This window comes from Pseudomonas sp. BP8, assembly GCF_017875955.1.
In the GTDB taxonomy this organism is placed as follows: Bacteria; Pseudomonadota; Gammaproteobacteria; order Pseudomonadales; family Pseudomonadaceae; genus Aquipseudomonas.
The window spans coordinates 3,946,952-3,960,174 of sequence record NZ_JAGINK010000001.1; the positions used below are offsets into that span (position 1 = coordinate 3,946,952).

The following is a 13,223-nucleotide window of genomic DNA, read 5'->3' on the forward strand; positions in this document are numbered from 1 at the left end:
CTTGTCGCGAGCATCGTCACCGGCCAGCATCGGGTCTAAGCTGGCACACATCACCTCGACGCCGGATCCCCCATGCCCGCCCCGGAAACCACTCTTCAGCAAAGCTGGCAACACAACGCCAACGCTTGGATCACTGCCATCCGCAGCGGCGCGATCGAGAGCCGCCGCCAGGTCACTGACCAGGCGATCCTGCTGGCCATACTCGGCCGTCAACCTGATCGGGTACTGGACCTGGGATGCGGCGAGGGCTGGCTATTGCGGGCACTGGCAGACCGCGGTATCGAAACTGTCGGCGTGGATGGCGATGCCACCCTGGTAGCGGCCGCCCAGGCAGCAGGGGCGGACCCGGTGCACCTGGCCAGTTACGCGCAGGTGGTCGATGGCGACATGGATATTGGCAAGGGCTACGATCTGATCAGCGCCAATTTCGCCCTGCTCCACCAGGACATCATCCCGCTACTGGCGGCATTGCGCGGGCTGCTCGGGCCTGGCGGTGCGCTGGTGATTCAGACCCTGCACCCCTGGAGCGTTGCCAACGGCGACTACCAGGACGGCTGGCGGGAAGAAACCTTCGCCGGTTATAGCGGCCAGTGGCAGCCGATGCCTTGGTACTTCCGGACCCTGTCCAGCTGGCTCACTGCGCTGGACATGGCTGGCTTGAACCTGAGCAGCCTGCAGGAGCCACAGCATCCGCAGAGCCCGGTACCGCAGTCCTTGTTGCTGATCGCCGAAGAATCACTCAACGCACCCTGGCCGGCTGTCCGGAAGTAATCTGGGCAGTGTCTGCGGTGACCGGCGGGGTCAGCTGCAGGACGCGATTACGACCGCCCTCGGCCAGCAGGTAGCCACCCCTGCCATCGGCGACGATGGCCTGCGGCGCCTTGAGGAAGGTCAACATGGTGTGCCGCTGGCCGTCGCCGTCGATGCGCAACAGCCGCGCGCGGTGGGTCGAGTCCTCGCTGATCCACAAGCCGCGCTGGTCACACATCAGGAAGGTTGGATTACGCAGGTTGTCGACCACCACCGGGTCTTGGCCGTCATCGCTGAGCGCGCGGATCTTGCCCGCCGCTTTTTCGGTATAGAGCAGTCGCCCATCGTCGCAGCGAGTCAGGCCTTCGGTTTCGCTCAAGCCCGAGCGCAGTACGTCGAGCTGGCCGCTGCGCCAGTCATAGCGCATCAGCCGGCCATTGCCGCGACGGTCTTCGATCGCGTAGAGGTGCTCACCGTCGTTCCACAGGCCTTGCACGCTTTCGCCCTCGAACAACGGCGTGATCTGGCCGTCTCGCTGCAGGCTGACCGGTGCCCGGCCGCCCTCCTGGCTGAACACCCAACCACCCTCGGCGGCCACCATGCCATCGGGCTTGGACAGCCCCTCGACCAGCACGACCCGATCGTCTTGCGCGGTGATCTTGATAATGCTGCCGCGGCCGTCGTCCAGTTCGCGACTGACCAGCAGGCTGCCGTCAGCCAGCGGTAGCAGCGAAGCGGCCTTGGCAACAGAAGTATGCAGGACCTTGACCTGCCAGCCCTCGCCGGCCTGGACCGGATAGAAACCCTGCCAGGCGAAAAAACCCAGCGCGCTGACCACGACCGCGGCAGTCGTGCCCAACAGTATGCGTACACCACGCATGCGCAAAACCTGCACCATCCACTGACTCCTCTGAATGGTGGCGATCCTAGCAAGGGGATGTGAAAAAAATGTCGAGCGCCTTCGCTGGGCAAGTCCCCGGAGAGCACCGCTAACCCCCTTTGGGCTGCGCCGTCGCGCAGAGAACACAGTGGTGAATGCGGCAGGTGCCCTGTAGGAGCGCTGAATCAATGAGCTGACGTTAGTCGTTTAGATAAGGCCGCCCTTACCAACACAAAAGGATATAAAAAGAACAAAACAATCTAACCAAATGGAATTAAAAAATTGAAAGCAACGGGCCATCTCCTTACGCTGGATCACACATTCCCAGCCCCCCGCCCAGGAGCGATTCCCGTGTCCAACCGTGCCTTCTCCCCCCTTCGCCGCCTGCTGCTCGGCGGCCTGCTGGCCAGCGTTGCCAGTGCCCTCCTGCCGTGGTCCAACGCCATCGCCGATGACGCCAAGACCTTGCGCATCGGCTACCAGAAGTTCAACAGCGTCAACATCCTCAAGGGCAGTGGCGCCCTTGAGAAAGCCCTGGCACCACAAGGGGTAAAAGTCAGCTGGCACGAGTTCGCCGCCGGGCCGCAACTGCTCGAAGCCCTCAGCACGGGCGCCATCGACCTCGGCCATGCGGCAGACGCGCCCTCGGTGTTCGCCCAAGCTGCCGGCAAGCCGGTGGTCTACCTGGCCGCCGAGCAACCCTACCCACGCGGCATCGGCCTGGTTGTGCGCGAGCAGGATCACATCACCAGCATCCAGGACCTCAAAGGCAAGCGGGTCGCCACCGGACGCGGCTGGAATGCCCAGTACCTGCTGGCCGTGGCCCTGCAGCAAGCCGGCCTGACCTACCAGGACATCACCCCCGCCTACGTCAACAACGCTGCCGATGCCGTCGCCGCCCTGCAGTCGGGCAGCGTCCAGGCCTCGACCCTGTGGGACCCGTTCCTCGCCGCCGCCGAAGCCCAGCCAGGCCTGAAGAACCTGCGCGATGGCAGTGGCCTGACCAACAACCGCACCTTCTACTTGTCTACCGCCAGCTTCGCCGACCAGCACCGCGAGCTGCTCAAGACCTTCTTCAGCGAACTGTCGAAAGTCAGCCAGTGGGCCAACGCCAAGCCAGCCGAGGTCGCCAGCCTGCTCGCGCCGCAACTGGGGATCAACGCCAATATCCTCGAAGTGGCCAGCGAACGCCGCAACTACAACGCGGTGGCGATTACCTCGCAGATCGTCGCCGAGCAACAGAAACTGGCCGATACCTTCCAGGGCCTGGGGCTGATCCCGCACAAGCTCAGCGTGGCTGACGCGGTCTACCCAACCGCCGTGCTGCCCTGACTTACGCCCCGCGCCAAAGGATGCCTCGCATGTCGCGCCCGATCCGCTTCAACGCCTTCAGCATGAACGCCGCCAGCCACCAGTCCCCCGGTCTCTGGCGCCACCCGCGCAATACCAGCGTGGCGTTCAATCGCCTGGATTACTGGACCGACCTCGCCCGCCTGCTCGAGCGCGGCCTGTTCGATGCACTGTTCATCGCCGACGTGCTGGGCATCTATGACGTCTACCAGGGCGGGCCGCACGCCGCCCTGCGCGGCGGCGTGCAAGTGCCGGTAAATGACCCGCTGTTGCTGGTCCCGGCCATGGCCGGGGTGACCGAGCACCTGGGCTTTGGCGTGACCTTTTCACTGACCTATGAGCACCCCTACCCGTTCGCCCGACGCATGTCGACCCTCGACCACCTGACTAACGGCCGAGTCGGCTGGAACATCGTCACGGGCTACCTGGACAGCGCCGCCCGCAACCTCGGCCTGCCCCGTCAGCTCGGCCACGACCAACGCTACGACCTGGCCGATGAATACCTGCAAGTGCTGTACAAATTGTGGGAAAAAAGCTGGGAAGACGATGCGGTGGTGCTCGAACGCGATAGCGGTCGCTACATCGAGCCTTCGCGGGTACACCCGATTCGCCACGCCGGTGAACACTTCCAGGTGCCCGGCATGCACCTCTGCCAACCGTCACCGCAGCGCACCCCGGTGCTGTTCCAGGCGGGCGCTTCGGCGCGCGGCCAGGCGTTTGCCGCGCAACATGCCGAGTGCGTATTCATCAGTGGGCCATCGCCGACGGTACTGCGCCGCTATGCTGACGGCGTGCGTCAGGCCAGCGAGGCGGCCGGGCGCGGCCGTGACGAAGTGCTGATCTATGCCCAGGCCCTGTTGATCGTCGGCACCACCCGCGAGGAAGCCGAAGCGCGGTTCGCCGAGTACCGACGCTATGTCGACCTCGATGCCGCGCTGGCCCTGCTGTCTGGCTGGACCGGCATCGACTTCGCCGGGCTCGATCCGGATGCGCTGATCGAATACGTCGAAAACGATGCCGGACGCGCCGCGCTGGCAGCGTTCACCGCCGCTGACCCGACGCGCCGCTGGACGGTTCGCGAGGCCGCCGAATTCATCGGCCTCGGTGGTCGTGGCCCGGTACTGGTGGGATCGGCCAGTGACATTGCCGACCAACTGGAGACCTGGCTGGACCAGACCGGCATCGACGGTTTCAACCTGACCTATGCCGTACAACCAGACGACCTGCGCAACGTCGTCGACTTGTTGATCCCCGAGTTGCAACGCCGTGGCCGCTATCGCCAGGGCTACCAGGACGGCACGCTACGGCACAAGCTGTTCGGCCAGGGTGATCACCTGCCTGAACAGCATGCCGGGCGCCAGGTTCACATTCAGTAATCAAATAGCGGGTATTTCAACATTTAATTTGTGGATGGCCATGCACGGACCCTATCCTGTCCGTGCATCCCCTGCGGCGCACCGGCCGGTGCGGTTTCCGGCACGGGGAGAGAACAACAAGTCGAGACTGTCCATGTCGAATCATTCCTACTTCGCCCCCCACGGTGGGCACCCGGCTCAGACCGAGCTGCTGACTGACCGTGCCATGTTCACCGAAGCCTACGCCGTGATCCCCAAGGGCGTGATGCGTGACATCGTCACCAGCCACCTGCCGTTCTGGGACAAGATGCGCATGTGGGTCATCGCCCGCCCGCTGACTGGCTTTGCCGAGACCTTCTCGCAGTACATCGTTGAAGTGGCGCCCGAGGGTGGCAGCGAGCGTCCTGAGCTGGACACCAATGCCGAAGCAGTGCTGTTCATCGTCGAGGGTGAACTCGACATCACCCTGGAAGGCACCAACCACACCCTGACCCCAGGCGGCTATGCCTTTATCGCCCCCGGCGCCGTCTGGAGCCTGCGCAACCACAGCAAGTCCAACGTCACCTTCCACTGGCTGCGCAAGCACTACCAGCGGGTTGAAGGCCTGGACCTGCCGGCCTCCTTCGTCACCCACCGCGACAAGGCCCAGGTCATCGAAATGCCGGGCACCGACGGCGCCTGGAAAACCACCCGCTTCGTCGACATGGCCGACATGCGCCACGACATGCACGTCAACATCGTGACCTTCCAGCCGGGCGGCGTAATTCCGTTCGCGGAAACCCACGTCATGGAACATGGCCTGTATGTCCTGGAAGGCAAGGCGGTCTACCGCCTCAACCAGGACTGGGTCGAGGTCGAGGCCGGTGATTTCATGTGGCTGCGCGCATTCTGCCCGCAAGCCTGCTACTCCGGCGGCCCAGGCCCGTTCAGCTACCTGCTGTACAAAGACGTCAACCGCCACGTGCACCTGACCCTCAACCCCAACCGTTGAGCCCAGGCTGCTAGCTGCAAGCCCGCCTTGATGGCGGGCTTTGCGTTTCTACCGCTATCGTGTTCAAGGTGCGCAGCGAGCGCCCGAACTGCCTCTTTGTGATGCGGCGTGTTGCGGGCTTTGTTCTATGCCGGGCGCTGCAGGCTGGGCGATTCAACCTTGGACTGCCTGTAATCAAGTTGAACAACTATCCGCTAAAACTCTCAAAACCTTCATGTCCGCACCTTTTCGCAAGGAGCTGCCCATGTTCGTCCAAAAGCATCATGAGCCATGAATACTCGCTACCGCGCGCTCAGCGCTAATCTGGAACTGGACTACGTTCGGGATACCTTTCTCGGCCCGGTGGCGCACCGCGCTCAATGCCAGGTACAAGTCGCCACCATGACCCTGCGCGGTTGCCCTGCCCTGCGGCTGCACGTGTCGCCACCGATCCCGGCAAAACTTGATTGCGCCCACAGTGTGGCCTTTACCTGGGAAGGGCGAAGTTACCGTGGCGTGGTAGGTGACCACAGTAAATGCGGTGATGGCGGATTAAACCTGATACTCGAGCTGCGCTGAACAACAGATGCGCCCGGCCAGCCTTGGCTGACCGAGGCACCGGGAGGTGATCAGGCGCTTGCCTTGGCAGCGCTCACGTGATGGGCCAGGCGCTGTTCGGCGCGCAGTTGCGCAACCAGCCCTGCCAGATCACGGCAGCTGTTGAGGCTAGCGAGTGGGACATCCTTGAGGGTCACGCAATCCTTGAGGCTCTGCCCCTCACCCAGCCGAATGGTCAGGTTGGTCCCGTCAGGGCAAATCACTTCACACCGATCAGGCAGGCAGGCCTGTTCGATGATTTGCCGCATTTCCAGCATCGAAACACCAATCAACGACATGGTACGACCCTCTCTTTCCAGGATGGCCTGTTGTGTGTAATTACGCCGTTTGGGGGCTAGACGCCAATTGATAGTGCGCATGTCCTGTCGCAGGTCCATTCGCCAGGACAATCTGTGCACCAGCAATCCTCTAGCACCTTAGTGGAAGATGTCCGATGGCCGGCGACCGTTCGTTCGACTGGCTGGAGCAAACGACGGGCGGTCGAAGGTCAATGCCGGGCGGCGTCTTCGTGACCTGCCATCTGCCCAAAGCGGCCGGCATGGAAGTCATCAAACGACTCAGCGATCTCTGCCTGGCTGTTCATCACGAACGGACCATAGCCGACAATAGGCTCGTCAATTGGCTCGCCGCTGAGCAACAGCACGACGGCATCGTCGAGTGCCTCGAGCTGAACATGCTCACCCGCGCGCTCCAGCAGCACCAGGCTGGCAGGCCCGGCATCCCGTTCAGCGTTGATCCGGACATTGCCACGCAATACCACCAGCGCGGCGTTACGACCGTCGGCGATCGGCAGTTGCAACTGCCCCCCTGCCTTGAGCTGCAGGTCCCAGACGTCCATCGCGGTGAAGGTCCGCGCCGGGCCGGCGTGGCCCAGGTAGCTGCCGGCGATCACCCGCAGGCTACCGGCATCGTTTGCCAGTGCCAGCAGCGGGATGTCGCTGGCGAGGAGGGTCTGGTAACCCGCTGCGGCGCGCTTGTCGCGGGCCGGCAGGTTGACCCAGAGCTGGACCATCTCCAGTGCGCCACCGCTGCGGGCGAAGGCCGGCGAGTGAAACTCTTCATGGATGATGCCGTTGGCAGCGGTCATCCACTGCACGTCACCAGGGCCGATGAGGCCTCCGGCGCCGGTCGAGTCGCGGTGCTCCAGTTCACCCTGATAGACGATGGTCACGGTTTCGAAGCCACGGTGCGGGTGCTGGCCGACGCCGCGGCGAGCGTCGGTCGGGGTAAATTGATGAGGCCCGGCGTAGTCCAGCAGCAGAAATGGACTGATGTGCTTGGCCAGGTCGTCGTAGGTGAACAGGCTGCGCACCGGGAAGCCATCGCCTACCCAGTGAGCATTCGGGTTCTGCTGAATACCCAGGATTTTTTTCATGAGAAGTCTCCTCTCTTGACTGGGGATAACCTTACCTATGAATGCAATACTGCGGTAGATGGAGGAAATGGCATTGATCGTCCCATCAATAGAACGACAAAAGCGTCTCAAACTGAAGCGAATTGCTCAATCTCAAGGCCAAGACTTTCCCGCAAGGTGGTCCCTTCATAGGCAGTCCGGTACACCCCACGCGCCTGCAGCAATGGCACCACCTCTGCGGTGAAGCGCTTGAACTGCTCGGGGTGGCCAAGATAGATGTTGAACCCATCGAGCGCGCGCGCCTCGAACCACTCGGTCATCTTCGCCGCGACGGTTTCGGCCGAGCCGACAAATGCCCCTGGGCGCAGTTGGCGGCCGAACTCGACAGCTTGGCGCAGGCTGAAGCCTTGTTCTCGGGCCTGATCGGCAATCCGCTTGGCATTGGTGAAGAAGCTGCTGCGCGCAGCCTCCAGACTCTTCTGCGGGAACGGCGCGTCCAGTTCGTACTGGCTGAAGTCATGCCAGCCAAAGTTGCGCCCGAACTCCTTGAGTGCCAGCTCGAAGCTGTGATCGAGCTGATGATAGTGGCGCTCGATCTCGCGTGCCTGCTCATCGGTGTCACCCACGTAGATCTCGGCACCGGGCAGCACCAGCAGTTGCTCCGGGTCACGGCCAAGGCGCTCGGCGCGGGCTTTGACGTCGCGATAGAACGCCTGCCCCTGCTCGATGCTCGCGGCGTGGGTAAAGATCACGTCGGCGGTGGCTGCGCCCAACGCGCGGCCCTGCTCGGAATCACCCGCCTGGAATATCACCGGCTGGCCCTGCGGCGAGCGCTGGATGTTCAGCGGCCCCACCACCGAGAAGTGCTCACCCTTGTGCTTCAGTGCATGCAGCTTGGATGGATCGAGAAAGCGCCCGCTGGCACGGTCGCGGGGGAACGCGTCCGTTTCATAGGAGTGCCACAAACCCTGCACTACTTGCACATGCTCCTGGGCGCGGGCGTAGCGGGTGTCGTAGTCGTAGTGTTCGTCACGCCCGTAGTTGCCGGCGGTGCCGGCGTCACCACTGGTGACTACGTTCCAGCCCGCGCGCCCTTTGCTGATCAGGTCCAGCGAGGCCAGACGGCGGGCTACGTTGTAGGGCTCGTTGTACGAGGTGGTCAGGGTACCGACCAGGCCGATGTGTCGCGTGCTCACGGCCAGCGCCGAGAGCAGGGTCAGTGGTTCCAGCCGGTTGAGGTAGTGCGACGGCGAACCCGGGGTAATGAACTGGCTGTCGACAATGAACATCAGGTCGAACAGCGCTGCCTCGGCCTGCCGGGCGATGTCGATGTACCAGTCGATATTGACGCTGGCATCGGCGGGTAACTGCGGGTCAAGCCACAGGTTGTGCCGGCCCGGGCCACCGCAGCCCATGGTCAGCGCGCCCAGCTTGATCTGTCTCTTGCTCATGTGCGGCTCCTGCGGATTATTCGGTATGGGCCTGGGCGGTACGAATCACCTCAGCCTGTTGCGCCTGGGCAGCAGCAGGCAGCAGGGCCGCCGCGAACGAGGTGTCGAACAGGCTGGCGGCTGGGTATGACTTGATCAAGCCGAGCCCCGCGAAAAAGTCCACGGTCTTCTGTGCATTGGTGATCACCTGCGGGTCGAGTGCGGCGACGTCGGTGCGCGCCCGGGCAAACCAGACCCGGGCAATCTCGCTGTCGGCGCGGGTGCGCTTGGCCCAGGCGTCAGCATAAGCCTGGGTGTTGGCCGGATCGCTCAAGGTCCAGTCCCGGGCTTTCTTCAAGCGTTGGAGGAAGTCGCTGATCTGCGCGCGCTTGTCGTCCACCGACTTGGCGTTGGCGACCACGAAGCTCTGTGCCGGGATCAGCCCCTCTGCCGTGGCCAACACGCGCGCACCCTGGCGCTCCTGTTGGGTGACATAGGGTTCCCAGGTGGCGATCACGTCGACCGAACCGCCATCCAGCGCATGCGAGGCGTCCAGCGCACTGAGATAGCGCAGGTCCAGGGAGTCACGCGGGACGCCGGCTTTATCCAGGGCAGCGAACAGCAGCTGCTGGCTCCAGGAGCCCTTCCAGATCGCCGCGCGCTTGCCGCGCAGGTCTTGCAGGCTATGGATGTCGGAATCCTTGCGCGCCAGGATGGCCACGCCGCCGAGGTTCTGCCGTGTCACCGCAATCACCTTGATCGGCGCCCCCAGGGCGCCGAGAAACAACGGCGGCGCATCGCCGAGCAGGCCGATGTCGAGGCTGCCGACATTGAGCGCTTCGGCAACCGGGGAGCCTGCGGTGAACTGCTTCCACTCGAGGGTATAAGGCAGGCCTTCGAGCACGCCGGCGGCTTCCATCACGGCACGGGTGTTGAAGCTCTGGTCGCCGACCACCAGGGTTTGCGCGGCGGCGGCAAAACTCAGCGAGCTGGCCAACACGCCGGCGGCCAATTTTTTCAGATAACGCACGTTCGTCTCCAGATGCCACTTGGGGCATATCAGGCCGATCCGCGCGTGCGGTCTCGTCACTTGGGGGCTTGATTCGGATAGCTTGGCTATGCCTTTTGAATCTAAATAATCGACTTTTTATAATCTAACTTGGTTAATGATGCCCTGTGAAATTCGTTTTAGGCATAACCTCATGCCTTTGACATGCGTAGATTTCAAAACAAAAATACGTACCTGTAAATGCTTTGTTTGCATATTAGCTTATGAATATTTTGCATTTTGAGAATATTCAGCCAGTTGTTAGGGTGGTCGCAAACCGTCAGCCGAGCCTGAACCATGAGCCAACCTTTACGCCTGGAGCGCCTGCGCCACTTCATCGGCGCCCTTTCCGACCTGATCGAGCAGAACCCCGACGAGGCCACCCTGCTCGACCGCGGCCAAGGCCTGCTGGCCAGCCTGGTCGCGGTAGATGACTGGTTGCCCGAAGCGCTCGCCCAGCCAAGCCCGGATCGCTATCAGCAATACCTGCTGCATTGCGATTCTCGGCAACGTTTTTCGGTGGTCAGTTTTGTCTGGGGCCCTGGTCAGCGCACGCCCATCCACGACCATCGGGTCTGGGGCCTGATCGGCATGTTGCGCGGCGCCGAATACTCCCAGGGGTTCGCCCGCAGTGAACAGGACGGCCTGCTGCCTGCCGGGGCGCCGGTGCGCCTTGACCCTGGCCATGTCGAAGCGGTGTCGCCACGCATTGGCGATGTTCATCAGGTGCATAACGCCTTCGACGATCAAGTGTCGATCAGCATTCACGTCTATGGCGCCAATATCGGTGCGGTACATCGCGCCGTGTATGCGGTGGACGGCAGCGAAAAGGCGTTTATTTCCGGCTATTCCAATACCCTTCTGCCCAATATCTGGGACCTGTCCAAAGAGAACCCTGCCCAATGAGCACAGCCACCCTTCGCAGTTTTCACGCTATCCGCAGTGCCCTGCTCGCCCAGGAAGAACTGGCCCTGATCGATGTGCGCGAGGAAGACCCGTTCGCCCAGGAGCATCCGCTGTTTGCCGCGAACATCCCGTTGTCGAAGCTCGAACTGGAAATCTTTGCCCGGGTACCGCGGCGCGACACCCGCATCATTGTCTACGATGATGGCGAAGGCTTGGCCAGCGTCGCCGCAGAGCGCTTGCTGGCGCTGGGCTACAGCGATGTGGCCCTGCTTGAAGGTGGCCTGGCGGGGTGGCGCGAGGCCGGCGGTGAACTGTTCCGCGACGTCAATGTGCCGAGCAAGGCGTTCGGCGAGCTGGTCGAAAGCGTACGCCATACCCCCTCCCTGGCTGCCGAAGAGGTCCAGGCATTGCTTGAAGCCAAGGCCGATGTGGTGGTGCTCGATGCGCGGCGCTTCGATGAATACCAGACCATGAGCATTCCCGGCGGGATCAGTGTACCGGGAGCAGAGCTGGTGCTGCGCGTGGCAGAACTGGCGCCCAACCCATGCACTCAGGTGATCGTCAATTGCGCCGGCCGCACGCGCAGCATCATCGGCACTCAATCGCTGCTCAACGCTGGCATCGCCAACCCGGTAGCCGCCCTGCGCAACGGCACCATCGGCTGGACCCTGGCCGGTCAGCAACTGGCGCACGGTCAACAACAGCGCTTTGCCGAGGTATCCGAGAGCACCCGGAGCAATGCCGCACAGCAGGCGCGCAAGGTAGCTGACCAGGCCGGTGTGCTGCGCCTTGATCGCCAGGGCCTGAGTGCCTGGCAGGCAGAAACCGCGCGTACCACCTACCTGTTCGATGTACGTACCCCTGAGGAATACCTCGAAGGGCATCTGCCGGGCAGCCGTTCGGTCCCCGGAGGGCAACTGGTACAGGAGACGGATCACGTTGCCAGTGTGCGCGGTGCGCGGATCGTGCTGGTCGATGATGACGGCGTGCGCGCCAATATGAGCGCATCCTGGCTGGCTCAGCTGGGCTGGCAGGTGGCGGTGCTGGAGGGCGTATCGGCGGCAGATTTCAGCGAGACTGGCGAGTGGCAGGCACCGCTGCCCGCCCTGGCGCAAGTCACTGAGATCAGCGTTCAGCAGCTGCAGACCTGGCTCAAGGAGCCTGGCACGGTGGTACTGGACTTCACCGCCAGTGCCAACTACGTGAAGCGGCACATCCCCGGTGCGCATTGGGCTATTCGCGCCCAGTTACCGGCCGCGCTGGAGCATCTGCCGGTGGCCGAGCGGTATGTGCTGACCTGCGGTAGCAGCCTGCTGGCGCGCTTTGCCGCGGTCGACCTGCAGGCGCTGACGCACACGCCGGTGTATCTGCTCGAGGGCGGTACCGCGCGCTGGATTGCTGCCGACCTGCCGCTGGGAAGTGGCGAAAGCCATCTGGCCGTGCCGCGCAGCGATCGTTATCGTCGGCCTTATGAGGGTACCGACAATCCGCGTGAGGCAATGCAGGGGTATCTGGATTGGGAGTTTGGCCTGGTTGCCCAGTTGGAGCGCGATGGCACCCATGGATTCCGGGTGCTGCAAGGCTAAACCAACTGATGGCTTCTGGAGCTGCTTTGCAGCCCTTTCCGACCAGTCCGGCGCCCCGGCAAGGCCGCTCTCACGGAACTAACACTATTGATTGATTTATTGGCCCCCTGTAGGAGCGGGCTTGTCCCGCGAAACCGGCAAAGCCGGTGCCATTCACCATGGTGGCTGGACTGGCCTCTTCGCGGGACAAGCCCGCTCCTACAGGGTTCTGCTAAATCAATCAGTTAGCGTTCGTTCTGTGGGAGCGGCCTTGCGGGGCGCCGGACCGGTCGAAAAGGGCCGCAACGCGCCCCCGGAAGTAATCATTTAAATCACTGCACGACACCACACGCTACCCGCGCGCCACCACCGCCCAGTTTCTCGGGGTGGTCGCTATGGTTATCGCCACCGGCATGCACCATCAGCGCATGGCCCTTGAAATCAGACGCCTTCAGCCGGGGGGCCAGCACCGGGTAGGTCGCTTTGCCGTCAGCACCGACGTACAGCGCCGGCAAGTCGCCCCGGTGCCCACTGTCGTCATACGGACCCTTGTGGGCATTGGTCTTGTCCGGGTCCCAATGGCCGCCGGCAGCACCTGCCGGTACCGCCTTGCCGTTTTCCGTTGCGGGAGCGCAAGACGGGTTCTGGTGCAGGTGGAAGCCATGCACGCCTGCCGGCAAGTCCTTGAGATCAGGCGTCAGCAACGTGCCGTACTTGTTCTGCTCGATGCTCACCGTGCCGATGGACTTGCCTGGGCCATCCGGCCCCGCCAAGGTCAACTCCACCGTCTGGGCCGCCTGGGCAAGGCCAGCGCTGGCCATCAGGGCCGTCAGTAGCAGTGCTTTCATGTGTCATCTCCTTCGGGGGAAGTTTGGTGTCATGCCGTTGCACAGCCATTCGCCTGGAACAACTGGCACTACAGATAGGACTGCCAAGGTTGCCAGCGATTCCATCCAGCCACAGTCAGAAACATTCGCGTTACAAGTAGGACATTTGC

13 protein-coding genes are annotated in these 13,223 nt (G+C 63.0%); 7 read left to right on the forward strand and 6 right to left on the reverse strand.

The features are described from left to right. Nucleotides 1-72: 72 nt before the first annotated feature. Nucleotides 73-771, forward strand: a complete 699-nt coding sequence (locus J3B00_RS17175; protein WP_209869080.1) for a methyltransferase domain-containing protein — start codon at nt 73-75, stop codon at nt 769-771. On the opposite strand, the gene J3B00_RS17180 is transcribed toward J3B00_RS17175, so the two are convergent. Continuing rightward, entirely contained in the window at nt 740-1,648 is a 909-nt protein-coding gene (locus tag J3B00_RS17180) for a hypothetical protein (protein WP_209869085.1), read from the reverse strand. The genes J3B00_RS17175 and J3B00_RS17180 overlap by 32 nt on opposite strands. A gap of 333 nt (nt 1,649-1,981) precedes the next feature. Here J3B00_RS17180 and J3B00_RS17185 point away from each other — a divergent pair, with 333 nt between their 5' ends. The 4 genes from J3B00_RS17185 (at nt 1,982) to J3B00_RS17200 (ending at nt 5,884) form a co-directional block, all read left to right on the forward strand. Further along, complete coding sequence (locus J3B00_RS17185) at nt 1,982-2,962, forward strand: aliphatic sulfonate ABC transporter substrate-binding protein (protein ID WP_209869088.1); 981 nt, start codon at nt 1,982-1,984, stop codon at nt 2,960-2,962. Nucleotides 2,963-2,991: 29 nt separating this feature from the next. Next, nucleotides 2,992-4,356: an LLM class flavin-dependent oxidoreductase gene (locus tag J3B00_RS17190; protein ID WP_209869092.1), complete on the forward strand. Its 1,365-nt coding sequence runs from the start codon at nt 2,992-2,994 to the stop codon at nt 4,354-4,356. 133 nt (nt 4,357-4,489) lie between these two features. Beyond that, nucleotides 4,490-5,326: a bifunctional allantoicase/(S)-ureidoglycine aminohydrolase gene (locus J3B00_RS17195; protein ID WP_209869097.1), complete on the forward strand. Its 837-nt coding sequence runs from the start codon at nt 4,490-4,492 to the stop codon at nt 5,324-5,326. Nucleotides 5,327-5,596: 270 nt separating this feature from the next. After that, the gene (locus J3B00_RS17200) at nt 5,597-5,884 is read left to right on the forward strand and encodes a hypothetical protein (protein ID WP_209869101.1); all 288 of its coding nucleotides are present in this window, start codon (nt 5,597-5,599) and stop codon (nt 5,882-5,884) included. A gap of 50 nt (nt 5,885-5,934) precedes the next feature. On the opposite strand, the gene J3B00_RS17205 is transcribed toward J3B00_RS17200, so the two are convergent. The 4 genes from J3B00_RS17205 to J3B00_RS17220 all read right to left on the reverse strand — a co-directional run bounded on the left by J3B00_RS17205 (nt 5,935) and on the right by J3B00_RS17220 (nt 9,737). Continuing rightward, nucleotides 5,935-6,201, reverse strand: coding sequence for a DUF1652 domain-containing protein (locus J3B00_RS17205; RefSeq protein ID WP_209869105.1), 267 nt, complete (start codon nt 6,199-6,201; stop codon nt 5,935-5,937). Between the two features lie 209 nt (nt 6,202-6,410). Continuing rightward, a complete protein-coding gene (locus J3B00_RS17210) occupies nt 6,411-7,298 on the reverse strand; it encodes a pirin family protein (RefSeq protein ID WP_209869108.1) in 888 nt (295 codons plus the stop codon). Nucleotides 7,299-7,405: 107 nt separating this feature from the next. After that, on the reverse strand, nt 7,406-8,728 hold the full coding sequence (locus J3B00_RS17215) for an LLM class flavin-dependent oxidoreductase (RefSeq protein WP_209869111.1): 1,323 nt from the start codon (nt 8,726-8,728) through the stop codon (nt 7,406-7,408). 16 nt (nt 8,729-8,744) lie between these two features. Beyond that, nucleotides 8,745-9,737, reverse strand: coding sequence for an ABC transporter substrate-binding protein (locus J3B00_RS17220; RefSeq protein WP_209869114.1), 993 nt, complete (start codon nt 9,735-9,737; stop codon nt 8,745-8,747). Nucleotides 9,738-10,052: 315 nt separating this feature from the next. Here J3B00_RS17220 and J3B00_RS17225 point away from each other — a divergent pair, with 315 nt between their 5' ends. Both J3B00_RS17225 and J3B00_RS17230 read left to right on the forward strand, forming a co-directional pair. Next, the gene (locus J3B00_RS17225; protein ID WP_209869117.1) at nt 10,053-10,661 is read left to right on the forward strand and encodes a cysteine dioxygenase; all 609 of its coding nucleotides are present in this window, start codon (nt 10,053-10,055) and stop codon (nt 10,659-10,661) included. Further along, the gene (locus J3B00_RS17230; RefSeq protein WP_209869120.1) at nt 10,658-12,247 is read left to right on the forward strand and encodes a rhodanese-related sulfurtransferase; all 1,590 of its coding nucleotides are present in this window, start codon (nt 10,658-10,660) and stop codon (nt 12,245-12,247) included. The genes J3B00_RS17225 and J3B00_RS17230 overlap by 4 nt, the downstream gene beginning before the upstream one ends. Nucleotides 12,248-12,558: 311 nt before the next feature. Here the strand turns inward: J3B00_RS17230 and sodC are convergent, their stop codons facing one another. Continuing rightward, nucleotides 12,559-13,074 (reverse strand): superoxide dismutase family protein, encoded by a 516-nt coding sequence (gene sodC / locus J3B00_RS17235; RefSeq protein WP_209869124.1) that lies wholly within the window; start codon nt 13,072-13,074, stop codon nt 12,559-12,561. Nucleotides 13,075-13,223 lie beyond the last annotated feature (149 nt).

Bases quoted from the DNA above. Each gene is read 5' to 3' on its own strand.
- J3B00_RS17175 (WP_209869080.1), top strand. From the start codon at position 73: ATGCCCGCCCCGGAAACCACTCTTCAGCAAAGCTGGCAACACAACGCC.
- J3B00_RS17180 (WP_209869085.1), bottom strand. From the start codon at position 1,648: ATGGTGCAGGTTTTGCGCATGCGTGGTGTACGCATACTGTTGGGCACG.
- J3B00_RS17190 (WP_209869092.1), top strand. From the start codon at position 2,992: ATGTCGCGCCCGATCCGCTTCAACGCCTTCAGCATGAACGCCGCCAGC.
- J3B00_RS17195 (WP_209869097.1), top strand. From the start codon at position 4,490: ATGTCGAATCATTCCTACTTCGCCCCCCACGGTGGGCACCCGGCTCAG.
- J3B00_RS17200 (WP_209869101.1), top strand. From the start codon at position 5,597: ATGAATACTCGCTACCGCGCGCTCAGCGCTAATCTGGAACTGGACTAC.
- J3B00_RS17205 (WP_209869105.1), bottom strand. From the start codon at position 6,201: ATGTCGTTGATTGGTGTTTCGATGCTGGAAATGCGGCAAATCATCGAA.
- J3B00_RS17210 (WP_209869108.1), bottom strand. From the start codon at position 7,298: ATGAAAAAAATCCTGGGTATTCAGCAGAACCCGAATGCTCACTGGGTA.
- J3B00_RS17215 (WP_209869111.1), bottom strand. From the start codon at position 8,728: ATGAGCAAGAGACAGATCAAGCTGGGCGCGCTGACCATGGGCTGCGGT.
- J3B00_RS17225 (WP_209869117.1), top strand. From the start codon at position 10,053: ATGAGCCAACCTTTACGCCTGGAGCGCCTGCGCCACTTCATCGGCGCC.
- J3B00_RS17230 (WP_209869120.1), top strand. From the start codon at position 10,658: ATGAGCACAGCCACCCTTCGCAGTTTTCACGCTATCCGCAGTGCCCTG.
- sodC (WP_209869124.1), bottom strand. From the start codon at position 13,074: ATGAAAGCACTGCTACTGACGGCCCTGATGGCCAGCGCTGGCCTTGCC.